Raw genomic sequence first — 1,084 nt, forward strand, 5'->3', positions numbered from 1 at the left:
TAATTTTATTATTGAAGGAGTACGCACCATTTAGAACAATATTTTGGCTCACACGCTGCGGAGCATTCTTTGCTATAGCAAGGGCTACCCCTTTTGATACCTCGCAAATACTCACTCCTTTAATTGTGTTTTCACATACATTAGCAATTGTTTGGTTCGATAGAAAGAATAGGATGACAAACAAGAAAAATGGCTTCATTGAGCTAGATTACTCCGTATCTAACAAAAACGTGGTAAGTCGATATAGTTTGAAATTCTGAAATGTTACTGGATTCCCGTGGCATTCTCCATGAATAAGTTTATAAAGCAAGGTGTTTAAGATCGTAACAGCTTTACCAAATTACACATGTAAGTGAAACTATGACAATTGGGCCAAATCTAAAACGAGTGCCAAAGTCTTCTATTGGCACTTTTCTGACCAAGTCTTGCTTAGAATGGTTAGGCCCAAGTCAGACCATTTATTCTAATAGGCCAGCTTGGGTGCTGACTTTTAGGCATTAGTTATATCGTGACCTAACACGTTTAAAGCTCGTTTTCGCCCTAAAAAAGCATTACCCTGTCTAGCTAAATACTCATTTATAAGTACATAAAACTTTTGCTATAGAGCTTATGCCTGCCAAACAGAAGATTCTTAAAGTTCGTCGCCACTATAACCAGTGGGTGGCTGACCAAACCCTAGAAGATTACGCCTTACGATTCACCGCTCGTAAAGCTCGGCGTATGGGTATTAGCCGTGTCGGCAAAACCGCTTTAGGGGCGACTGCTTTTTTGGCACTTGAAAGCATTGCTGCAGCGGTAACGATTAACTATGGCTTTGTGAATACCATTGCAGCGATGTTAGTCGTTGCAGCGGTTTTCTTTATTACCGGTTTTCCAATTGCTTACTACTCAGCTAAACACGGTTTAGACATTGATCTTTTGACGCGAGGTGCCGGGTTTGGCTACTTAGGCTCCACAGTCACGTCACTTATTTATGCTTCGTTTACTTTTATCTTCTTTGCGATTGAAGCCGCTATTCTCGCATCGGCTTTACATGCCTTGCTGGGTATTCCGCTATCGATCGGGTATTTCATTTGCGCTGTGG

1 protein-coding gene and 1 pseudogene are annotated in these 1,084 nt (G+C 41.2%); one reads left to right on the top strand and one right to left on the bottom strand.

The annotated features are described in order from the left end of the window. On the bottom strand, window positions 1-199 hold a 199-nt coding region (locus A3766_RS31920), incomplete at its 3' end, for a hypothetical protein (RefSeq protein ID WP_231882853.1). Window positions 200-609: 410 nt separating this feature from the next. Here A3766_RS31920 and A3766_RS07355 point away from each other — a divergent pair. Further along, window positions 610-1,084 (top strand): annotated as a pseudogene (locus tag A3766_RS07355) (hybrid sensor histidine kinase/response regulator); the annotation flags it as partial.

It is taken from the genome of Oleiphilus sp. HI0132 (assembly GCF_001635845.1).